The organism is Halohasta salina (genome assembly GCF_024178165.1).
In the GTDB taxonomy this organism is placed as follows: domain Archaea; phylum Halobacteriota; class Halobacteria; order Halobacteriales; family Haloferacaceae; genus Halohasta; species Halohasta salina.
This window is the reverse complement of the sequence record NZ_JAMZIE010000002.1, coordinates 298,488-317,958: the sequence shown is the minus strand read 5'-3', so window position 1 is coordinate 317,958 and position 19,471 is coordinate 298,488. Positions and strand designations below refer to the sequence as shown.

Here is a 19,471-nt window from a genome sequence, read left to right as displayed (position 1 = left end):
ACTGTCGCCTCTGGAGCGGCGAGCGCCGGTTGGAATCCGATAGCTCTTTTGAACACACCCCGCATACAGTCGGCTATGAACGAGTACATCAAATGGGGCGGGGCAGGAATCGCCCTCGCAGTTATCGGCGCAGTCCTCATCGCATCCGAGATCCAACACGGCATTGCCGCGGGCGATCCACTGCCGGTCATCTACGGCGGTGCGGTCGTGCTCGCGGCGCTGGTGACGGTGCTGACGATCGTCCCGAGCTTCCGCAAGGAGCCCGACCCCGCCCACGACTGAGTGGCTTTATTAGTGACCTCTCACTGTAGTCGACCGTGTTAACGGTTGAGCTCCACTCCCATTCGGCGCTCTCCCACGACGGCCGCGATCCGGTCGAGTTGCTGTTGGAACAGGCGGCAGCCGTGGGACTCGACGCGCTGGCGGTCACCGACCACGACGAGATCGACGCCTCGATCGCCGCGGCCGAGCAGGCGGCCGATCACGGCCTGATCGGCATCGTCGGGATGGAGGTCTCCAGCGCCGCGGGCCACATTCTCGCCTTCGGCATCGAGGAACTGATACCGCCCGGCCTCTCCTACGACGAGACGCTCGAACGCATCCACGAACAGGGTGGGATCGCCGTGATTCCACACCCCTTCCAGAAGTCCCGCCACGGCGTCGCCCCGCACGTCACCGGCGACCAGTTGGCGAGCGCCGACGCCATCGAAGTGTACAACTCCCGACTCTTTACAGGGCGGTCGAACCGACAGGCCGAGCGGTTCGCCATCGAACACGGGCTGCCGATGACTGCTGGGAGCGACGCTCACATTTCCGAGTTGGTCGGCCAGGCGATCACCGAGGTCGGCGCGGACGACCGTACTCCCGAGGCGATCCTCGAAGCGATCCGCCACGGCCGCACCAGTGTCATCGGCCAGCGGACGCCATGGACCGTCAGCCTCCGGCAGTTCGGTGGCGGCGCGAAACGACGCGTGCAGCGGGCGATCGCGGAGTTGTTTGAATGACAGAGCCGCTCCGTGGCGCGAGCCCGTCGGTGGTTCGAAGCGCGTTCGACGCTGCCGACCCCCTTCCCGGCGCGAGCGGCCGCGGCCCGACCGACATGGGCGGGTTCGGCGGCGTGGTCGACGGCCGTGTCGTCCGCGACGTGCTGGGTCGACAGCCCGTCTACACCGAGGCCGACGCCGACGATCCGACCGCGGCGGGCGCGTGGGCGTTCGCCCCCAGTGACCTTGACGAGCCGGTGGCCGTCCCGCCGGGAACCGTGCGGACCGCCGCCGGCGACAGCCAGCGGCTCGCGCTCCCCGAGCCGGCGGTCGACGAGCCCGAACCGGCCCAACGGGCGGTCGACGACGCGCTCACCGGCGCGTTGGGACTCGATACGGACGGTCGGCCGGGCGATACTGCGGTCGCCTTCTCGGGGGGCGTCGACTCCGCGCTCGTCGCTGCCGGACTCCCTACTGCGCCCTTGTACGTAATCGGCTTCGAGGGGAGCCACGACATCGCCGCCGCCCGCGAGGCAGCGGCCGCGATGGGTCGCAGCGACGACCTCATCGTCATCGAACTCGATCACGAGACGCTTCGGGAGGCCGTCCCGCGCGTTGCTGCGGCCATCGACCGGACTAATCCGATGGACGTTTCGATCGCACTGCCGCTGCTGCTCGTCGCTGAGCGTGTCCACGAGGACGGCTACGACCGACTGGCGCTCGGACAGGGTGCGGACGAACTCTTTGGTGGGTATTCGAAGGTGGTCGACCCCGCAGAGGACCACCGCGTCGCGGCCGACACCGTCCGTACTGCGGTCAGCGAGACCATCGATTCGCTACCCGCCCAACTCGAACGCGACGTCTGTGGCCTGCAGGCCGTCGGCGTCGACCCGGTGACCCCCTTCCTGCAGGATCGGGTGGTCGACGCCGCGCTCCGGCTGCCCGGCGAACTGTTGGCGACCGCTGAGGAGCGCAAAATCGCCCTGCGGCGATTTGCGCGGCGGAAAGACGTGCTGCCCGAGGGCGTGGCGTCGACGGACAAAAAGGCCGTCCAGTACGGCAGCTACGTCAGCCGCGAACTCGACCGACTGGCCCGGCAGGCCGGCTACAAACGCCGGATGGACGACCACGTCGGCCAGTACATCCGGTCGCTCTGTGAGTAATCTGTAGCTGTTCTAACGGCGTAATAAATGGGTGCGGTGTATATATCCTCACAGGTCGTACTCTCTATCGAGACGCAATGACACTCAAAACACTCGGATACGCGTTTGCAGCCGGTATCGCCGCCTTCCTCGTGGTGGGCGTGACCGTGACCGAACTCGTCGGCGCGTGGATCGAGTTCTCACTGTTCGTCGGCCTGCCCGCGGGCATCGTGGCCGGGGCACTGGTCGCGGCGGCCGTCTCCTACGGGCTGGGTGACGGCGTCCCGAGCCGTCGACGCCGCCTCGCGGGTTCGGTTGCCGGCTTCGGCGTCGGCTTCCTCGTGGCCGTCGTCGCCCTCGGCGTCGCCGGCGTCGGTGTCGTCTCGAGTATGGTGGCCGCGTTCGGGGTCGGGCTCGTCGCCGCCGTCGTGCGGTACCTGCGCGCGCCGCCGGCCCCGGACGCCGGCACCGTTGTCAACTGACGAGTCGACAGGCGGCCCCTGTTCCTCACCAGCCGTCGTGATCGCCGACCGCCGCGATCGCCTCACAGCCGATGTCGACCGTATCCGAATCGATCTCGCTGGCCCGTAGCTCCGCGGGGGTGTACCACTCCCAGACCTCCGCGCCGGCCTCGCCGTCGTCGGGGTCGACCCCGCGACTGTCGACGGCCGCAAAGTAGACGTGATCGATGTGCTGGTGGCCCACCGTCCCGTCGGGATGGACGTTGATATCGTACAGCATCATGTGAGCGGGCTGCGGCAGCACCTCGCCGGCCGGGGCGTCGATGGCCGCGGTCTCCCGCAGGAGACGCGGTTCGAGCCCGGTTTCTTCCCGCACTTCGCGGATGCCGGCCTCGTGGGGGAGTTCGTCGCGGTCGACGTGGCCCCCCGGTGGAATCCGAATACCGAGGCGGTCGTGGTGGTGGAGCGCGGTGGCTCCGTCGTTGACGATATAAACGGTCGACGTGAAATGCCGGGTCGTCTCCATACGGCGGAGAACGACGGGTCGGTATTCAAACCTGTTTGTCGACGCGATTAGGCACGCAGTCCGTCGGCAGCGAACTCCTCGCGGAGTTTTTCTTCATTGTCGGTCGACAGATTCGTCTCCAGAAGTTGGGGATCGTACGGTTTGAGTTCGTCGACGACACGGTCCGGGCGTCGGTCACGACTGCTGGACCGAGTCCGGCCAGCGGGATACTCCGTCGACCGTGAAACGACAGTTAATACCGCAGCCAGCATAGTAACAATTGATTATGAAGATTAACTGGTCGGCCGTCCTCAGCGGTTTCGTTGTAACGCTCGCCCTCGGGGTCATCAGCGGCCTCCTGTACACGGGGTCGACGGCCACCACCGTGGTCAGCTACTGGGGTGTGATCTGGATTCTCGGTGGCCTCGCAGCTGGATACGTGGTCGGCGGCAAGATCGGTTCGGGTGCGATCCACGGCGGGCTTGCGACCGTCTTCGGCTCGCTCGTCGTGCTCGCGGTCGCTACGGTCACGACCCTGCTGTTCGGTGGTGTGGTCCTCTCGCTCGGCGTCCTCGGCTTCGGCGTCCTCATGCTCGCGTTCCACGCCGTCCCCGGTGCGCTCGGGGGCGCACTTGGCTCGTGGTTGAAAGACCGCCGGGAACTCACCGAATCGGTCGGCACGCGGGCGTAGGCTGCCGTCGTTCCCTTTTGTTCCGCTGGGTGACAGTCGACACGGACGCCAATGGTCACCTTCCGGCTCCGACTCGATTGCGTGTCCATGAGCACTGACGCGACACGTTCCTGGCGGTTTCTGCTCGTCATTGGCCTGCTCGCCGGCGCGGTCTCGGCGCTGATCGTTCTCCCGTTTCTCAACTGGATTCTCGTCGCGGTGATCCTCGCCTACGTGCTCGCGCCGCTGGATCGTCGGCTCTCGCGTCGACTGCCGTCGAGCCTCTCGGCGGGGATTTCGATCACCATCGGGTTGTTTGCGATCGTGCTCCCGGTACTCGTGGTGCTGGGCGTCGCCGCCGCCCAGACGCGCCGACTCATCACCGGGTTCGACCCCGAGGTCGTCTTTCGGGTCGACGATCTGATCGCCGACCGCTTCGGTATCCAGATCAACGTTATGGACCTTCAGGAGACGCTGTCCGGGGCGATCTCGTCAGGCGCGCGCGGCGTCGTCGGCAACGTCTTCAGCATCGTCGGCGGGCTTCCCGAACTGTTCATCGGGATCACCGTCATGTTCTTCGTCGTCTACTATCTGCTGAAAGACGGTGATCGGGCGGCGGCGTGGCTCCGTACCGTGCTGCCGCTGGACCCCGAGATCAGGGAGGATCTGATCGACGAGACCAGCCTGTTGCTCTACAACTCGCTGGTCGGGACGGTGGCCGTCGCCGGCGTACAGGCGGTGCTGCTCGGGATCGCGTTCGTGTTGGTCGGACTCCAGAACGTCGTCTTCTGGACGGTCGTGACGTTCGTCGCGGCCCTGCTGCCGCTGGTCGGGGCCTCGATCATCTGGCTTCCGGCGTCGGTCTACTTCCTCGTCGTCGGTCGACCCGTGGCCGCCGTCGCGCTGGCCGTCTTCGGTGCGGTCGTCATCAGCACGGTCGACAACGTTCTCCGGCCGATGGTGATGCGACGCGGCGCGCAACTCAGCCCCGTGTTGACAATCCTCGGCATCTTCGGCGGGATCGCCCTCTTTGGCTTCGTCGGCCTCTTTGTCGGCCCGATCGTCCTCGGCGTGACGAAACTCCTCGTCGAGATGGTCGTCCGAGAATCTCCCGAGAGAACAGCCGCGGGCGATCCGCGAGACGGTGATGGTAGACCACGAGAGCCCGACACCAACGAGAGTGATACCGTCTCCACCCACGCCGACGCACCCGAACTCGGTGACGACGGATCCGACCGCGACGACCGACAGACGTGACGAGCACTGGACGACGCTGACCTAACTACGGAACACGGAGAGCAGTGTGCCAACTGTGAGGATCCCACCGAAGCCGATCACGAACAACGGCTTGTTGCTACGCTCGTGTTTGAGAAACGCGTTGCCGGGACTGTCCGACGGGATGTAGGCGGTGACGGTATCGCCGGTCTCGTAGCCGTCAAGTTGCGCCATAGCGTCGGCTTTGCTGCCGAAATCCTTCGAGAGCGGCCCCGGATACACGTTCGAAGACGTGTAGGAGTCCCCCTGGTAGCTGTACTCGAAGCTCGCCTGGGGCGCATACGCCGTGCCGTGCCGCTTGTCTATGGTCTCGACCGATGTCGACTCGATGGTCGCATCGACCGTCTCCGGCGACGCCAGTGCCGACGATTGGGCCGTGTAACTGTAGGCACCGTAGCCCATCGTGCCGAGCCCCACCAGTAGCGCGGCGACGATCCGGATCGTTCCGGACGGTCCATCGAAGTTGACATCCATAGCTGCGTGCAAGCACAGATGGATAGTAAAAACGGGATGCCGTGTTTCTCGGTCAGTATCGCCTGTAGTCACCCGGGCCAACCGGTGGCTCCGGATGGAATGAATCGTCCGGATCGGGAGCATAGCCACGTTATACCGACTGTCGACGTACCGTTCGTATGCGTCTCGTTCAACTACTCGTCCCGGAGGGAACACGAGCGCGCGTCCTCGAATCGCTCGACGAGCAGGGCGTCGACTATGCGCTGTTCGAGGAGGTCGGCCGCGGCGATTTCGAGGCGATGGTCCAGTTTCCCGTCCCAGCGAGCGGCGTCGAGCCGATCCTCGACCGACTTCGCGAGGCAGGCATCCGCGAGGACGTCTACACGATCGTCCTGCCGACCGAGACGGTCGTCTCCCAGCGGCTCGCGGCGCTGGTCGACCGCTTCCCGGGGCTCCGAATTTCCCGGGAGGAGCTGACCACACGGGCCGAGGAACTCGCCCCGGCAAACTCGACGTTCTTCGCGTTTCTCGTGTTGAGTACAATCATCGCCACGACCGGCCTCTTGCTGGATTCGGCGGCGACGATCATCGGCGCGATGGTGGTCGCCCCGTTAATGGGGCCGGCCATCTCCGCCAGCGTCGGGGCGGTCCTCGCCGACCAGCCGATGCGATCGCGTGGCGTGCGACTGCAGATCACGGGACTACTTGCTGCGATCCTGACGGCGGCGATCATGGGCTGGCTGCTCCAGCAGACGGTGCTAATTCCGCCGGCCCTCGACATTCTCTCGATCCCTCAGATCACCGAGCGAACGAGTCCGAACTTCCTGTCGCTGTTTCTCGCCCTCGGTTCGGGGTTGGCAGGCGCGATCAGCATCATGCGCGGCTCGGGGTCGACGCTGGTCGGTGTCGCCATTGCGGTCGCACTGATACCGCCGGCCGCGACCGCTGGACTCGGCATCGCCTTCGGCGTGGTAGGCGCGGCCATCGCCGCAGGCGTGCTTGTGGCTGTTAACCTCTTGGCGATCAACCTCTCGGCGCTCGTGCTGTTCTACGCTGCGGGGTTCCGACCAGCCGACACTATCGAGGGCGAGTCGATCAGGCGGGCGGTCGCCTCCCGCATCGTGGTCGTCGCGACTGGCATCGCGGTGTTGTCGCTGGTGCTTGCCACAGTGACCGTCGCGACTTACCACACCCAGACGTTCGAACAGCAGACACAGGCCGAACTGCAGGCGGCCTTCGACGAGGCCGACATCGAGGGTGTCGAGTTGGTCGATGTCACGGTCGACTACGAACCGGTCGACGTACTGCTCGGCAACGAACCAAAGGTAAACGTACTGGTCGGGATCCCGCGTGATTTCCCGACGCCGCCGGATCTCGCTCAGCGGTTCGACGACGAGCTAACCGAACGACTGGAACAGGACGTCTTCGTGCAGGTCGGCTTCCTCGAAGCGGAGTTCTCAGAGCGGGAAGCCCCGGAGCCACCCCTCGACGGGTTCGGGATTAGCTTCGCCGTATCGGACGGGTCGACGGGCTAACAGAAACGAAACCCGCGTCAGGCGACCGACTGGGTCTGCTGGTCGGCTTCGAGCAGTTCGTGGTAGCGGTTGCGGATCGTGACCTCGGAGATGTTGGCGACCTCGCTGACCTGGCTCTGGGTCACCTTCTGGTTGGTCAACAGCGAGGCGGCGTAGATGGCCGCCGCGGCCAGCCCCACCGGCGATTTGCCGCTGTGGACGCCTTGTGCCTTGGCGGTCCCCAGCAGCTCGCGGGCTCGGCGTTCGGCCTCGTCGCTCAGATCGAGATCCGAGGCGAACCGCGGGACGTACTGTTCGGGATCCGCGGGCTTGATTTCGAGGGAGAGCTCGCGGGCGATATACCGGTAGGTGCGGGCGATCTCGTCTTTGTCGACCCGCGAGATACCCGTCAGCTCGTCGAGGCTCCGCGGGGTGCCGGCCTGCCGTGCCGCGGCGTACAGCGAGGCGGTCGATACCCCCTCGATCGACCGACCCGGCAGGAGGTCTTCGCTCAGTGCCCGGCGATAGATGACCGAGGCGGTCTCCCGGACGTTGTCCGGCAGTCCCAACGCCGAGGCCATCCGGTCGATCTCGCCGAGGGCCTGTTTGAGGTTGCGCTCCTTGCTGTCCCGGGTGCGGAACCGCTCGTTCCACGTGCGCAGCCGCTGCATCTTCTGGCGTTGCCGCGACGAGAGCGATTTGCCGTAGGCATCCCGGTCCTGCCAGCCGATGTTCGTACTCAGCCCCTTGTCGTGCATCATTTTCGTCGTCGGCGCGCCGACACGGGACTTTTGGTCCTTCTCGGCGCTGTCGAAGGCGCGCCACTCGGGACCGTGATCTATCTCGTCCTCCTCGACGACGAGCCCACAGTCTGCACACACCGTCTCACCGCGTTCGGTGTCGGTGGTGAGGTTCCCCCCGCATTCCGGACAGCGAACCGTCTCCTCGGAGTCAGTCGACGCCTCGGTCGACCGGTCGCGCTGTCGGGTGTGCTCGTCGGTAAACGTACGGACGTTATCAGTCATGATTTGTATGGAGCGTGGGACAGATACGTCTCTCTCACGGGCTGATCTCCATCAGTATTCAAGAACTGGAATTACTTAATTGTATCCCATAATATCTCGGCCAAAAACTGCGAAAATAGCAATACGGCGTCGGGGTGAAAACCATTAACAATACCCCCCGGTTACTGCGGGCGGTTTTACGTGTGGGTATGGCAGTACCCACTTGACTGTTGTTGCACCCGCAATCGGGGTCGACGTGGGGGTCCGTCCGTAGTCGGTCGGCAGCGATGGCGGGCCTTCGATGGGTGGATCGAAACCCTTACTCACCGGCCGCGGTTCGGGGTAGATATGAGCGATTCGCCTGTCGACCCCGAGGACGTACGCCACGTCGCCGGGCTCGCCCGCGTGGATCTCGCCGACACGGAAGTCGACGAGTTCACCGAGCAGTTCGCCGACATTCTGGACTACTTCGAGGCGCTCGACGAGGTGCCCGAAGTCGACTCCGAGCCCGAACTCGTCAACGTGATGCGTGACGACGAGGTCCACGAGGGACTCTCACAGGAGGAAGCCCTCCAGAACGCCCCGGAGACCGAGGACGGCTACTTCAAGGGGCCGAGCGTCTCATGAGCGATCACAACGTCTTCGTCACCGAGTCGACAGTCGCGGGCGACGACGCGGGGCCGCTGGCCGACCGCACGATCGCCATCAAGGACAACATGTCGACCGAGGGCGTCCGGACGACCTGCGGGTCGGCGATGCTCGCCGACTACGTCCCACCGTACAACGCGACCGTGGTCGACCGCGTGCTCGATGCGGGAGCCACCATCGTCGGCAAGGCCAACATGGACGAGTTCGCCATGGGCGGCACCACCGAGACCTCGGCGTTCGGCCCCACCGAGAACCCCGCCGCGCCGGGCCACGTCCCCGGCGGCTCCTCCGGTGGCTCGGCGGCGGCGGTCGCCGCCGGCGACGCCGATCTCGCCCTTGGCAGCGACACCGGTGGCTCGGTTCGGAACCCCGCGGCGTTCTGTGGCGTCGTCGGCATCAAACCCACCTACGGACTCGTCTCGCGGTACGGGATCGTCGCCTACGCCAACAGTCTGGAACAGGTCGGCCCGCTCGCAACCACGGTCGAGGACGCCGCGCTCCTGCTCGACGTGATCGCGGGCCCCGACGACCACGACGCGACGACTCACGATCGGGCCGCCGACTCCGAGTACGCCGCGGCCGCCGACGGCGACGTCGACGGCCTCTCCATCGGCGTTATCACCGATCTCATCGAGGGAGCCGACGACGACGTCGTCGAGACCTTCGAGGCGTCGCTGGACGAACTCGAATCACAGGGCGCAGAGATCACGGAGGTCTCGCTGGATTCGCTGGAACACGCGGTGCAGGCCTACTACGTGATCGCCATGTCGGAGGCCTCCTCGAACCTCGCGCGGTTCGACGGCGTCCGCTACGGTCCCGAGGGCGACCGCGAGGGCAACTGGAACGACAGCTTCGCCGCCGTCCGCGAGGAGGGCTTCGGTCCCGAGGTCAAACGCCGCATCCTGCTGGGGACCTACGCCCTCTCGGCGGGCTACCACGACAAATACTACAAGAAGGCACAGGACGCCCGTGCATGGGTCAAACAGGACTTCGACGAGGCCTTCGAGGAGGTCGACGTGCTGGCCTCACCCACCATGCCGGTCACGCCGCCGGCACTCGGCGAGAGTCTGGACGATCCCCTGCAGCTCTACCTGATGGACGCGAATACGGTGCCGGTTAACCTCGCCAACCTGCCCGCGATCTCGGTGCCGGCCGGCGACGTCGACGGGCTGCCGGTCGGCCTCCAGCTCATCGGTCCGAAGTTCGGCGAGGAGACGATCATCCGAGCCGCCAGCGCGGTCGAGGAGTAGCTATCGAAGCGGTCAGAGTTTTGCGGTCGTCTTCTCGATGGCCTCGGCGTCGACGAACAGCACGACGTGATCGCCGGGGCGGATCTCCGTATCGCCCCGCGGCCTCACGAACTCGCGTTTCCGCGTGATCGCGCCGATGACGACCCCGGCGGGGAGGTCGGCGGTCGACTCGCGGATCGGCCGGTCGGCCAGGATGCTGTCGGCGTTCACCTCGATCTCGATGACCTCGGCCTTGTCGGTCTCGATGAGCGCGACGTTCTCGGCCTTGCCGGATTGGGTCAGTCGAGTAATCTCCTCGGCGACGACCACCCGTGGGTTGATCGCCACGTCGATGCCGACGGTCTCGAACAGTTCGACGTAGGAGGGGGTATCGATGATGGCGACGGTGCGGTCGGCCCCGAGCCGCTGGGCGAGCAGCGAGACCAGCAGGTTCTTTTCGTCGCTTTCGAGGGCGGCGACGACGATGTCGGCGTCGCCGATGTGTTCGCGTTCGAGGAACTCGATGTCGGTGGCGTCCGATTCGAGGACCGTCGACTTCGGGAGTTCCTCGGCGAGTTCCCGGGCCCGATCGGGGTCCTGTTCGATCAGCCGCGGGCGGAACCCGCGGTCGCCCAACAGGCGGGCGACGTGGTAGCCGATCTCGCTGCCGCCGATGATGGCGACCTCCTCGTCGCTGCCCGTCGAGTGGTTCGGGGCCAGCGAATCGGCGAAGTTGTGGACGCTCTGGGGGCTCCCGATGACGACTACCCGGTCGCCGGCCTCGATGACCGTCGACCCGTCGGGGACGATCACGTCGCCGTTCCGGAGCAGCGCCGCAAAGGTCAGCGAGTCGTAACGGTCGGCCTCCGCGATGGTCTGGTCGACGACCGGACACTGATCGCTGATCTCGAACTCGGCCATCTGAACCCGGCCGCCGGCGAAGGGGTCGACATCCACCGCGGCGGGCAGACCGACCACCCGGACGATCGACTGGGCGGTCAGCAGGTTCGTACAGACCATGTAGTCGACGCCGAAGGCCCGTTCGGAACGCTCCCAGGTGTGGAGGTACTTGTTCTGCTTGATCCGGGCGATGGTGAACGCCTCGCCGAGGGCGGCGGCGGTCGAACAGACGACGATGTTGGTCTCGTCGTCGTCGGTGCTGGCGATCACCATGTCGGCCTCGGTGATCCCAGCCTCTTCGAGCACGCTCGTCTCGGTGCCGTCGCCCGCGACCGTTAGGACATCGTAGGCAAACGCGAGTTCCTCGGCGCGATCCTCCCGCTGGTCGACGACGGTTACGTCGTGGCTGGCGGCCAGATCCGACGCGATCGACTCGCCGACCTGCCCCGCACCGACGATGAGGACCCTCACGAGACACTCCCTCTCATACGAGCGCATTGCTTGGCGCCCGGTATATCGTTTCGCATCCCCAATCGACTCAGAGGTATTCGGAGTCGACCTGGACGGAAAACTCGACGTTCTGCCGGCGTCGACCCTCGACGTCGGCCACGGCGCGCTGAACGACGCGCTCGGCCTCGTCTTTGATCAGCGGAATCACCTTCTTCAGCACCCAGCCCCACGAGACCAGCGTCGGGAGGTTCACCGCGCTGCCGTCGGCCGAATCCGGGTCGAAATCGATCCGCAGCGAGACGTCACAGGCAACGGTGGCGTCGTCGGGGGCCCCGGCCGGGAGGTCCTCGCGTTCCTCGACCCGCCAGTGGCCGTTGGCCGAGAGGTCCTTGATCACCCGCCAGTCGATCTTCTCGGGGGACTCGGTGTCGACGACCTCCGAGTGGGCCGTGTAGGTGAGTTTCCACCACGCGAAGTTCAGGGCGTACTGGGTGCCGACGCCGCCGTCGCCCCGGAGCGTGTCGACGCCGGTGAGGTACTCCGAATACTTCGCATACCGGGGGAAATCCAGCAGCACGTCGTAGACCGTCTCGGGGTCCTCGTAGATCACCGTGCTGACGACAATCGTATCCACGCTCACGGGTTCGGACGGGTGGCTCTTATACCTTCACGGAGATCGGGAGACGGAATTCCACAGCCACTTATGGCTGTGCCGCGACCTGCAGGTATGGTCGACACCGAAACCTACACCATCGAGGGACCGAGCGGCGACACCGACGACGTCGAACTGCCTGCGGGCTTGGTCGACACCCTCGCCGAACAGGGCGAGGAGCCGACACAGGTAATCAGCGACATCGTGGTGCAGGCGCTCGCCCAGCACGCCCACGCGATGGTCCACCACTCGCAGGGCGAGACGCCCTCGGATCTGGTTGAGATCAACGAGACGATGGAAGAGCTGTTCGAGGACCGCTTCGGCATGCCGCTGTCCGAAGCGATGGGCCACAGCCACTAACGACCGACCCGCACCACCGACTCAGTGCGTCGACAGCGCAGTCACACCCTTTTTCGAGAGCGCGATCGAGCCGAGATAGAGCCCGATCGCCGCCATTACGATCGAGCCACCCGACGGGAGACTCATCGCGATCGAGACGGCGAACCCGACGAGGATCGCCACCTGCCCGAAGATGACCGAGAGGTACATCGTCTCCCGGAAGGAGACGGCGATCTGGGAGGCCGCCGCCACCGGCACCACGAGCATCGCGGCGACCAGAATGATCCCCAGTACCTGCATCGCGCCAACGACCACCACGGCAGTCATCACGACCAACAGCGTGTTGTAGCTGTTGACCGGCAGTTGGGCGACGCGGGCGGCCTGCTCGTCGAAGGTAATGAAGAGTAGCTGTTTGTAGTTGAACAGTACGCCGCCGACGACGAGAACGCTCAGGATCGCCATCATACGCGCGCCGTCGACGGTCACGACAGCGAGACTCCCAAAGAGGTAGCCCTCGATGCTGATCCCGGTGAGGCCGCGGCCGTAGCTGATGATGAGCGTCCCCAGCGCGAAACTCCCGCTGAGCATGATGGCGATCGGTACGTCGCCGTAGGTGTCGGTCCGGTCGGCGAGCCACTGGACGCCCAGCGCGCCGATCACGCCTACGATGAGCGCGCCGAACAGCAGCGAGCCGTCCCAGCCCGTCACCGCGTTAAACAGGAGGCTCACCGCGACGCCCGCGAAGGCCGCATGCGCGAGTGTCTCGCCGATGAGTGCCATCTCGCGGTGGACGAGAAACGACCCGACCAGCGGGGCGACGATGCCGATCAGGACGCCCGTCGACAGCGACTGCCACATGAAGGGGTGTTTGAACACGTTCGTCCCGAGATAGAGATCCAGCAGTCGACCGCCGATCCGGAACTGCTCGTAGGCGGTGGCGGCGTACGGCAGCTCCCGGAGCCAGTAGAGGGCGATGAAGCCGAGCATGACGACCGCCAGCAGCCCGATAACGCCGAGGGCGGCGAGTTCGACGGTTTCGCGGGTCGTTCCGCTGGTTCGGAGTCGACCCAGCGGCCCCGAGGGAGTGCCGTCTGTGGCGGTGGGGGCGGTGCTGTCGGTGGGTTCGGTGTCGGTGCTCATCAGTGATCGTGGTGAACCACGCGACCCGAGACGCCGTAGGCTTCGGTGAGCGCCTCGCTGTCGACGAAGGACTCGGTGTCGCCGTGGTGGAACAGTTCGGTGTTGATACAGGCGATGCGACTGGCGCGGTCGGTGACGACGCCGATGTCGTGTTCGATCAGGATGATCGTGATTCCGTCGGCGTTGAGATCGTCGAGGAGCTGATAGAAGGCGTCGCGGGATTCGGCGTCGACGCCGACCGTGGGCTCGTCGAGTGCCAGCAGGTCGGCCTCCGAAGCGAGCGCCCGGGCGATGTAGGCCCGCTGGCGCTGGCCGCCCGAGAGGGCGCTCATGCGTCGGTCGGCGAGATCGGCAATGCCGACCGTTTCGAGGGCGTCGTCGACGGTCCGGTAATCGTCGGCTGACAGCCGCGAGTGGCCGACGTGGGCGAACCGACCCATGGTGACGTTCTCGCGGACGGTGACGGGCATCGACCCCGACTGGCTGGTCGACTGTTGGGAGACGTAGCCGATCCGGTGGCCGTCGTCGAACTCGTCGACGGGCTCGCCGAACAGTTCGACGCGCCCGCTGTCCGGTTCGTGGAGGCCCAACATGAGATGCAGCAGCGTCGTCTTGCCGGAGCCGTTGGGGCCGATGAGGCCGAGGAACTCCCCGGCGTCGACATCGAGAGTGATGTCGCTGACGGCGGGGGTCTCGCCGTAGGCGAACGTCACCGAATCGAGACTAATAACCGGATTCACTGGCTGTTCAGTGGTGAGTGGACGAGGGGCGTGTTTAGTGCTTTCATTTTTATTCCGCACCGAGCGCGCGGCGGAACGCCGGGATGGTGATCTGCTCCATCTGGTCGACGAAATCAAGTCCGTCGTCGGCCCACTCCCGGAGGGTGCCGGCTCCGGCGGTGACAGCCATCGTCTCGGTCGCGCCGCTGTTTTCGACGATGGTCTCGGCCAGCCGGTCGGACTCGAAGCGGTCGTAGAGGATCACGTCGATCCCGCTTTCGTCGACGAGATCGACCGTCCCGGCGATCTCCGAGGAATCCGGCTCGGCGTCCGGCGAGATCCCGGCGACCGTGTGGATCTCAAAGTCGTACCGGGCTTCGACGTAGGCGAACGAGGAGTGGGTCGCCAGTACGACCGTCGACCGCTCGGCGTCGTCGGCGAGCGCCTGGAGCTGTGAATCGAGGTCGGCCAGTCGGTCGTTGTAGGCGGCCGCGTTGGTCTCGTAGCTCTCGCCGTTCTCGGGGTCGATCTCGGCGAACCCCGCGGCGATGGTGTCGACCATCTCCTGTGCGAGCACCGGGTCGACCCAGACGTGGGGATCGAATTGGCCGCGGTCGACCTCGCTCGCGGTCTCGTCGGCGTGCTCGTCGTGGTGTTCGTCTCCGGTTTCGTTGTGATGTCCGTCTTCGGTTTCGTTGTGATGTCCGTCTTCGGTTTCGTCGTGGTGTTCGTCCTCACCGTCGTGGGCGTCAGCGTCTTCGGCGTGTTCGTCGCCGTGGCCGTGGCCGTGGCTGCTGTCGATCATCCGCGATTCGAGGCCATCGAGGGCGTCGATCGCTGCGACGCCCTCGTAGTCGGCTTCGAGCGTCGACGCGAGGTCTTGGGCCCACGAGAACTCCGGCGTATCGAGGTAGACGAAGGCGTCGGTCGAGGCCACCTCCCGCGGCAGATCGCCGTCGGGTTCCCAGCCGTGGCCTAACTGGCCGAAGTCGACCGGGTTCTCGACGGTCGCCGCGTCGCCGGCGACCGCCTGCGACCAGTCGGCGAGGGCGAAAAACGCCGCATACGCCGAGTCGAAACCGGTCGGACCGCCCGCTGTCTCGTCGAGACAGCCAGCCAGTCCGCCGAGTGCCAGTGCGCCAGCACCACTCCGGAGTACGCGCCGCCGTGTCGGGTTCATACTCGCTCCAACAGTCCGACCAATAAAAATATTATTATCTCCTATGTTTTTCTTATTAATATGGCCTAACTATACTGTTTCAGTTATTATCGCAGCCGCACCGAGGTCATCGAGGACCGGCCGCATCTCATACGACCGGTCCATCCGCAACGCGTTCGACACCGCTTTGACGGCCGAAAGACCAACGAAATAAGAGGCCGGAGTTGACCGATGGGCGGCGTCACAGCGGAATCGAAACGGATTTGTTTTCGTGAAACTCCCGCGCGCGAGGGTCGGCTGCACGGTCGACTGTTTCACAATATTGTGTATATAATACACACGCAATAAAATACGAACAGCGGGCCTCCATCCTCAATTTTCACAAATAATGTAGATGGATCTAACGTGTCACACGGCGTGTGAATCGTGGGACACCGTCTTTAAGAACGGTGAGTCGAAACTCCAAGATGATGGGAACCCTAACCGAGCTATTCGCGCCCGAGCGCATCGCCGTCGTCGGTGCGACCGCACGTGAGGGGTCGATCGGGCGGGCCGTCACCAGTAATCTGATCGCGGATTACGATGGGACGATTATCCCGGTCAACCCCAACTACGATGAGGTCTTGGATCTCCCCTGTGTCGACGGGGTCGGCGAGGCCGACGCGGACATGGCGGTGATCGTCGTTCCGCCGAAGATCGTTTTGCCGGCCCTCGAAGAGGCCGGCGAGGCCGGGGTGACGAACGTCGTGGTCATCACCGCGGGCTTCGGCGAGACCGGCAGCGACGGTGCGAGCCGGGAGCAGGAACTCAAAGAGATCGCCGCGGAGTACGACATGGATCTCGTCGGCCCCAACAGCCTCGGCATCATGTCGACGTCCAACGGGATGAACGCCTCCTTCGGGCCGGAGAACGCCGAACCGGGCTCGATGTCGTTCATGAGCCAGTCGGGAGCGTTCATCACGGCCGTTCTCGACTGGGCCAACGACGAGGGGATGGGCTTCAAGGACGTCGCCTCGCTGGGCAACAAGGCCGTCCTCGACGAGACCGACTTCGTCGACCACTGGGGTGACGACGACGACACCGACGTGATCATCGGCTATCTGGAGGGGATCTCCAGCGGGCGTGACTTCATCGATACCGCCCGCGAGGTCACCCAAGATACGCCGATCGTGCTTGTCAAATCCGGGCGCACCGACGCCGGCGCACAGGCCGCCTCCTCGCATACCGGAACGATCGCGGGCTCCGAGCAGGCCTACGAGGCCGGCCTCGATCAGGCGGGGGTTCTCCGGGCCGAATCGGTCCAGGAACTGTTCGACGCCGCCCAGATGCTGGCCAACCAGCCCGTCCCCGACAGCAACGAGGTGGCCGTGATCACCAACGCCGGGGGGCCGGGCGTGATGTCGACCGACGCGGTCGGCGACGCCGATCTGGAGATGGCCTCCTTCGAGCAGGAGACTCTCGATACGTTCTCCGAACAACTCCCGCCGGAGGGCAACATCTACAACCCGGTCGACATCGTCGGCGACGCCGACGTCGACCGGTTCAGCGAGGCGCTGGATATCGCCTTGGCCGACGACAACGTCGGCTCGGCGATGGTGCTGTCCTGTCCCACGGCAGTCCTCGACTACGAGCAGTTGGCCGAGGAGACCGTCAAGATGCGGGAGAAACACGGCAAACCCGTGGCAGCCTGCTTCATGGGCGGCGAGAGCGTCGACGAGTCGGCGGAACTCCTCTCGGATGCGGGGATCCCGAACTACTTCGATCCCTCCCGAGCGATCGACGCCCTCGATTCGTTGTGGGAGTACCGCCAGATCCAGCGCCGCGAGTACGACGCGCCCGCCGACTTCGATGTCGACCGCGAGGCGGCCCGCGAGATCCTCGAACGCGTCGAAGACCGGCCGGACAACCGGCTGGGCGTCGAGGCCATGGGTCTGCTGGAGGCCTACGGGATTCCGATGCCCGACAGCGAGATCGTCGACTCGCCCGAAGACGCTCGGGAAGTGGCCGAACGGATCGAGGGCGACGTGGTCATGAAAATCGTCTCCCCAGACATCCTCCACAAGTCGGACATCGGCGGCGTCAAAGTCGGGGTGAGCGACGACGAGGTCGAGGACGCCTTCGAGGACCTGATCACCCGAGCGCGGAACTATCAGCCCGACGCGAACCTGCTCGGCGTCCAAGTACAGGAGATGTCGGATCTCGACGCCGGCACCGAGACCATCGTCGGGATGAACCGCGATCCGCAGTTCGGCCCGCTGATGATGTTCGGGCTCGGCGGGATCTTCGTGGAGGTGCTCGAAGACACGACCTTCCGCGTCGCGCCGGTCTCGGAGACCGAAGCCCGCGAGATGACGGAAGAAATCAAGACGGCGCCGCTCCTACGTGGCGCACGGGGCCGTGATCCGGCCGACATCGACGGGATCGTCGAGACGATCCAGCGACTCTCGCAGCTGGTCGCTGACTTCCCGGCGATCATGGAGTTCGACATCAACCCGCTGGTGGCAACGCCCGACGGCGTCGACGCCGTCGATATCAGACTCACCGTCGACCCTGAAGAACTATGAACACGCTACTCATCACCGCAACCGAAGAAAGCACCGGCAAGACCGCGATCTCCCTCGCACTGGCGACTATCGCCCACGAGCGGGGACAGTCGGTCGGCTACATGAAACCCAAGGGGACCCGCCTGCAGAGCAACGTCGGCAAGACGCTCGACGAGGACCCCATGCTCGCCCGCGAACTGCTGGATCTCGACGCCGAGATGCACGAACTCGAACCCGTCGTCTACTCGCCGACGTTCATCGACGGTGCGATGCGCGGCCGCGAGGACCCCACCGAACTCCGCGAGCAGATCCGCACCCAGTTCGACGGGCTCGCCGAGGGTCGGGATCTGATGGTCGTCGAGGGCGGCGGCTCGCTCACCACCGGCGGGATCGTCGGCCTCACCGACAGCGATATCGCCGGACTCCTCGACGCCGATGTCCTGCTGGTCGCCGACTACACCCAGCCGGCCGACATCGACGGCATTCTGGCGGCAGTCGACGACCTCGGTGAGGACCTTGCCGGGATCGTCTTCAACCGGATCGCCGATACCGCCTTCGAGGAGCTCAACAGCGACGTGATCCCGTTCCTCGAAAGCAAGGGGATCGAGGTCTTCGGCGCGGTGCCACAGGAGACCGACCTCGCAGGAGTCAGCATTGCCGACCTCGCCGACGAACTCGGCGCCGACACCCTGACCGATGTCGACACCGATGCGGTCGTCGAGCGGTTCCTCGTCGGCGCGATGGGTGGCGACGAGGCGCTGCGCTACTTCCGGCGGGCACGGGATGCGGCGGTCATCACCGGCGGCGACCGCTCGGACATCCACACCGCCGCGCTGGAAGCCAGCGGCGTCAAATGTCTGATCCTCACCGGCGGCCACCGACCCTCGCCCGCAATTTTGGGCCGGGCCGCCGAGGCCAACACGCCGGTGCTCCAGATCAACACCGACACGCTCACCGCCGTCGAACGCGCCGAGTCGGTCGTCCGCAGCGGCCGCACGCGTGACCGACGGACCGTCGAGACGATGGCCGATCTCCTGACCGAGCGGGTCGACGTCGACGCGCTGATCGGCGACGTCGAGGCCGCCGACACCGACGAGTAGCTGTCGTCGGTTCACAGACGGTCGGAAACCCCTTTTGTTAGTTGCCGAATACCAATCTGCGATCGGTCGGAGTCGACTGGAGAAGCCGGTCTGTCGCCGCGGAGCCGAGAGCCGGTTAGTGGTCCTCGTAGGCCAGATTCATCAGCCACTGCGAAAAGGAGTCGCTTCGGGGGTCGACTTCCTCCTCGCCGATGAACGGCGAGAGCATGTCGCCAGCCATCAAGAGCCGGAAGTCGAGGTCGCGGGCGGCGGGTTCGAGATAGTAGGTGTTGTGGCCGTTGTAGACGGTGTCTTCACGTTTGATCAGTCCGGAGTCGACCAGCGCCTCCGCGATTCGACTCCCCTTCCGGGAGGAGACATCGAGTTCCTTCCAGAAGTCGCTCTGATGAATCCCACCCGTTTCCCGGATGAGTTCCAGCCCACGATACTCGTCGTCGGAGAGACTGTCTTCGATCTCGGCGGCGCTCATATGGTCGTAGTCCGGTCGCAAGTCGTTTAACAGTTTAGGAAACGCGCCCGTCGTGGTCGGTGGGAGACCGAACCGGGGGACGAGTTCCGAGCCGACAGTGATCACGCCGACGCCGT

Annotated in this window: 21 protein-coding genes; 12 read left to right on the top strand and 9 right to left on the bottom strand. The window is 65.3% G+C overall.

What is annotated here, in order from left to right:
- Positions 1-75 precede the first annotated feature (75 nt).
- From NKJ34_RS05630 to NKJ34_RS05615, 4 genes are all read left to right on the top strand, one after another.
- The gene (locus NKJ34_RS05630; RefSeq protein ID WP_253737297.1) at positions 76-282 is read left to right on the top strand and encodes a hypothetical protein; all 207 of its coding nucleotides are present in this window, start codon (positions 76-78) and stop codon (positions 280-282) included.
- 35 nt (positions 283-317) lie between these two features.
- Positions 318-1,004, top strand: a complete 687-nt coding sequence (locus NKJ34_RS05625) for a PHP domain-containing protein (protein ID WP_253737296.1) — start codon at positions 318-320, stop codon at positions 1,002-1,004.
- Entirely contained in the window at positions 1,001-2,146 is a 1,146-nt protein-coding gene (locus NKJ34_RS05620) for an asparagine synthase C-terminal domain-containing protein (protein WP_253737295.1), read from the top strand. The genes NKJ34_RS05625 and NKJ34_RS05620 overlap by 4 nt, the downstream gene beginning before the upstream one ends.
- Positions 2,147-2,223: 77 nt before the next feature.
- On the top strand, positions 2,224-2,607 hold the full coding sequence (locus NKJ34_RS05615) for a DUF8147 domain-containing protein (RefSeq protein ID WP_253737294.1): 384 nt from the start codon (positions 2,224-2,226) through the stop codon (positions 2,605-2,607).
- A gap of 25 nt (positions 2,608-2,632) precedes the next feature.
- Here the strand turns inward: NKJ34_RS05615 and NKJ34_RS05610 are convergent, their stop codons facing one another.
- Positions 2,633-3,112 (bottom strand): NUDIX hydrolase, encoded by a 480-nt coding sequence (locus NKJ34_RS05610; RefSeq protein WP_253737293.1) that lies wholly within the window; start codon positions 3,110-3,112, stop codon positions 2,633-2,635.
- Positions 3,113-3,377: 265 nt separating this feature from the next.
- Between NKJ34_RS05610 and NKJ34_RS05605 the strand changes: the two genes are divergently transcribed.
- Positions 3,378-3,782 carry a DUF5518 domain-containing protein gene (locus NKJ34_RS05605; RefSeq protein ID WP_253737292.1) on the top strand — a complete coding sequence of 135 codons (405 nt, stop codon included), beginning with the start codon at positions 3,378-3,380 and terminating at the stop codon, positions 3,780-3,782.
- 87 nt (positions 3,783-3,869) lie between these two features.
- Positions 3,870-5,018 carry an AI-2E family transporter gene (locus NKJ34_RS05600; protein ID WP_253737291.1) on the top strand — a complete coding sequence of 383 codons (1,149 nt, stop codon included), beginning with the start codon at positions 3,870-3,872 and terminating at the stop codon, positions 5,016-5,018.
- A gap of 21 nt (positions 5,019-5,039) precedes the next feature.
- Here the strand turns inward: NKJ34_RS05600 and NKJ34_RS05595 are convergent, their stop codons facing one another.
- On the bottom strand, positions 5,040-5,510 hold the full coding sequence (locus tag NKJ34_RS05595; RefSeq protein ID WP_253737290.1) for a DUF3592 domain-containing protein: 471 nt from the start codon (positions 5,508-5,510) through the stop codon (positions 5,040-5,042).
- A gap of 158 nt (positions 5,511-5,668) precedes the next feature.
- On the opposite strand from NKJ34_RS05595, the gene NKJ34_RS05590 reads away from it, so the two are divergent.
- Positions 5,669-7,024, top strand: coding sequence for a TIGR00341 family protein (locus NKJ34_RS05590; RefSeq protein WP_253737289.1), 1,356 nt, complete (start codon positions 5,669-5,671; stop codon positions 7,022-7,024).
- Positions 7,025-7,041: 17 nt separating this feature from the next.
- Here NKJ34_RS05590 and NKJ34_RS05585 read toward each other — a convergent pair whose 3' ends face one another.
- Complete coding sequence (locus tag NKJ34_RS05585) at positions 7,042-8,028, bottom strand: transcription initiation factor IIB (RefSeq protein ID WP_253737288.1); 987 nt, start codon at positions 8,026-8,028, stop codon at positions 7,042-7,044.
- A gap of 327 nt (positions 8,029-8,355) precedes the next feature.
- On the opposite strand from NKJ34_RS05585, the gene gatC reads away from it, so the two are divergent.
- Positions 8,356-8,634, top strand: coding sequence for an Asp-tRNA(Asn)/Glu-tRNA(Gln) amidotransferase subunit GatC (gene gatC / locus NKJ34_RS05580; RefSeq protein ID WP_253737287.1), 279 nt, complete (start codon positions 8,356-8,358; stop codon positions 8,632-8,634).
- A complete protein-coding gene (gene gatA / locus NKJ34_RS05575) occupies positions 8,631-9,905 on the top strand; it encodes an Asp-tRNA(Asn)/Glu-tRNA(Gln) amidotransferase subunit GatA (RefSeq protein ID WP_253737286.1) in 1,275 nt (424 codons plus the stop codon). Before gatC ends, gatA begins: the two co-directional genes overlap by 4 nt.
- Positions 9,906-9,917: 12 nt before the next feature.
- Here gatA and trkA read toward each other — a convergent pair whose 3' ends face one another.
- Together trkA and NKJ34_RS05565 are read right to left on the bottom strand one after the other, a co-directional pair.
- The gene (trkA, locus tag NKJ34_RS05570; protein ID WP_253737594.1) at positions 9,918-11,255 is read right to left on the bottom strand and encodes a Trk system potassium transporter TrkA; all 1,338 of its coding nucleotides are present in this window, start codon (positions 11,253-11,255) and stop codon (positions 9,918-9,920) included.
- Between the two features lie 67 nt (positions 11,256-11,322).
- Positions 11,323-11,868, bottom strand: a complete 546-nt coding sequence (locus NKJ34_RS05565; protein ID WP_253737285.1) for a type II toxin-antitoxin system RatA family toxin — start codon at positions 11,866-11,868, stop codon at positions 11,323-11,325.
- A 93-nt stretch (positions 11,869-11,961) separates the two neighbouring features.
- On the opposite strand from NKJ34_RS05565, the gene NKJ34_RS05560 reads away from it, so the two are divergent.
- Positions 11,962-12,246 (top strand): DUF7545 family protein, encoded by a 285-nt coding sequence (locus NKJ34_RS05560; RefSeq protein ID WP_253737284.1) that lies wholly within the window; start codon positions 11,962-11,964, stop codon positions 12,244-12,246.
- A gap of 21 nt (positions 12,247-12,267) precedes the next feature.
- Here the strand turns inward: NKJ34_RS05560 and NKJ34_RS05555 are convergent, their stop codons facing one another.
- From NKJ34_RS05555 to NKJ34_RS05545, 3 genes are read right to left on the bottom strand one after another with little or no spacing between them, the layout of a single operon-like run.
- On the bottom strand, positions 12,268-13,365 hold the full coding sequence (locus tag NKJ34_RS05555; RefSeq protein ID WP_253737283.1) for a metal ABC transporter permease: 1,098 nt from the start codon (positions 13,363-13,365) through the stop codon (positions 12,268-12,270).
- Complete coding sequence (locus NKJ34_RS05550; RefSeq protein WP_253737282.1) at positions 13,365-14,105, bottom strand: metal ABC transporter ATP-binding protein; 741 nt, start codon at positions 14,103-14,105, stop codon at positions 13,365-13,367. The genes NKJ34_RS05555 and NKJ34_RS05550 overlap by 1 nt, the downstream gene beginning before the upstream one ends.
- Before the next feature lie 49 nt (positions 14,106-14,154).
- On the bottom strand, positions 14,155-15,264 hold the full coding sequence (locus tag NKJ34_RS05545) for a metal ABC transporter solute-binding protein, Zn/Mn family (protein ID WP_253737281.1): 1,110 nt from the start codon (positions 15,262-15,264) through the stop codon (positions 14,155-14,157).
- A 449-nt stretch (positions 15,265-15,713) separates the two neighbouring features.
- Between NKJ34_RS05545 and NKJ34_RS05540 the strand changes: the two genes are divergently transcribed.
- Positions 15,714-17,807 carry an acetate--CoA ligase family protein gene (locus NKJ34_RS05540; RefSeq protein ID WP_253737593.1) on the top strand — a complete coding sequence of 698 codons (2,094 nt, stop codon included), beginning with the start codon at positions 15,714-15,716 and terminating at the stop codon, positions 17,805-17,807.
- Entirely contained in the window at positions 17,804-18,886 is a 1,083-nt protein-coding gene (locus NKJ34_RS05535; protein WP_253737280.1) for a phosphotransacetylase family protein, read from the top strand. The genes NKJ34_RS05540 and NKJ34_RS05535 overlap by 4 nt, the downstream gene beginning before the upstream one ends.
- Positions 18,887-19,001: 115 nt before the next feature.
- Here the strand turns inward: NKJ34_RS05535 and NKJ34_RS05530 are convergent, their stop codons facing one another.
- Positions 19,002-19,355, bottom strand: a complete 354-nt coding sequence (locus NKJ34_RS05530) for a helix-turn-helix transcriptional regulator (protein WP_253737279.1) — start codon at positions 19,353-19,355, stop codon at positions 19,002-19,004.
- Positions 19,356-19,471: the final 116 nt, after the last annotated feature.

Excerpts from the sequence above, each read along its gene's own strand:
- NKJ34_RS05630 (WP_253737297.1), top strand. The coding sequence starts at position 76 with ATGAACGAGTACATCAAATGGGGCGGGGCAGGAATCGCCCTCGCAGTT.
- NKJ34_RS05620 (WP_253737295.1), top strand. The coding sequence starts at position 1,001 with ATGACAGAGCCGCTCCGTGGCGCGAGCCCGTCGGTGGTTCGAAGCGCG.
- NKJ34_RS05615 (WP_253737294.1), top strand. The coding sequence starts at position 2,224 with ATGACACTCAAAACACTCGGATACGCGTTTGCAGCCGGTATCGCCGCC.
- NKJ34_RS05610 (WP_253737293.1), bottom strand. The coding sequence starts at position 3,112 with ATGGAGACGACCCGGCATTTCACGTCGACCGTTTATATCGTCAACGAC.
- NKJ34_RS05605 (WP_253737292.1), top strand. The coding sequence starts at position 3,378 with ATGAAGATTAACTGGTCGGCCGTCCTCAGCGGTTTCGTTGTAACGCTC.
- NKJ34_RS05600 (WP_253737291.1), top strand. The coding sequence starts at position 3,870 with ATGAGCACTGACGCGACACGTTCCTGGCGGTTTCTGCTCGTCATTGGC.
- NKJ34_RS05595 (WP_253737290.1), bottom strand. The coding sequence starts at position 5,510 with ATGGATGTCAACTTCGATGGACCGTCCGGAACGATCCGGATCGTCGCC.
- NKJ34_RS05590 (WP_253737289.1), top strand. The coding sequence starts at position 5,669 with ATGCGTCTCGTTCAACTACTCGTCCCGGAGGGAACACGAGCGCGCGTC.
- NKJ34_RS05585 (WP_253737288.1), bottom strand. The coding sequence starts at position 8,028 with ATGACTGATAACGTCCGTACGTTTACCGACGAGCACACCCGACAGCGC.
- gatC (WP_253737287.1), top strand. The coding sequence starts at position 8,356 with ATGAGCGATTCGCCTGTCGACCCCGAGGACGTACGCCACGTCGCCGGG.
- gatA (WP_253737286.1), top strand. The coding sequence starts at position 8,631 with ATGAGCGATCACAACGTCTTCGTCACCGAGTCGACAGTCGCGGGCGAC.
- NKJ34_RS05560 (WP_253737284.1), top strand. The coding sequence starts at position 11,962 with ATGGTCGACACCGAAACCTACACCATCGAGGGACCGAGCGGCGACACC.
- NKJ34_RS05555 (WP_253737283.1), bottom strand. The coding sequence starts at position 13,365 with ATGAGCACCGACACCGAACCCACCGACAGCACCGCCCCCACCGCCACA.
- NKJ34_RS05545 (WP_253737281.1), bottom strand. The coding sequence starts at position 15,264 with ATGAACCCGACACGGCGGCGCGTACTCCGGAGTGGTGCTGGCGCACTG.
- NKJ34_RS05540 (WP_253737593.1), top strand. The coding sequence starts at position 15,714 with ATGGGAACCCTAACCGAGCTATTCGCGCCCGAGCGCATCGCCGTCGTC.
- NKJ34_RS05535 (WP_253737280.1), top strand. The coding sequence starts at position 17,804 with ATGAACACGCTACTCATCACCGCAACCGAAGAAAGCACCGGCAAGACC.
- NKJ34_RS05530 (WP_253737279.1), bottom strand. The coding sequence starts at position 19,355 with ATGAGCGCCGCCGAGATCGAAGACAGTCTCTCCGACGACGAGTATCGT.